The following is a 555-nucleotide window of genomic DNA, read 5'->3' on the forward strand; positions in this document are numbered from 1 at the left end:
CAAGGAGATTCCATTCAATTGAATAGTGGGGGATTACTAATTTTATTGGCGGCAATTTCAGAAAGTCTATATTTCGTTTTTCAAAGGCCATACTTAAAAAAGTACGGTTTCTTGCCATTTACAATATATACAATTTTGTCTGGTACTGTATGTATGCTTATTTTTTTRCCAGGGATTTATGAAGAAATTGTAGCAGCTCCTATAGAAGTTACTTTGAGTGTTATATATTTAGGTGTGTTCCCGACAGTACTGCCGTATATTGCATTAGCATATATTACATCCCATGCCAGTGCTTCTGAGGCAACAAGTTCTCTATATTTAACACCAGTAACTGCATGTATTATCGCTTGGATATGGTTAGGTGAGGTGCCAACCTTTGTTTCGATAATTGGAGGGGGAATTACTATACTTGGAGTTGTGATTGCTCATTTAACATTTAATAAAGATGATTATAAGCAAATTGAGAGTGAAAAAGTATGGTAAGAAATCCCTGCGAGTATTTGCAATTTAAATGCAAAATTTCGGATTAATAACAGGCTTTCAATTCTATAAATA

At 33.9% G+C, this 555-nt stretch carries 1 protein-coding gene; it reads left to right on the plus strand.

Annotated features, from left to right (window positions below):
* Positions 1–483: DMT family transporter (locus AC1DJR_RS32955; RefSeq protein WP_477004562.1), on the plus strand; the 483-nt coding region annotated here is incomplete at its 5' end.
* Positions 484–555 lie beyond the last annotated feature (72 nt).

Source organism: Bacillus sp. 05T31 (assembly GCF_056396725.1).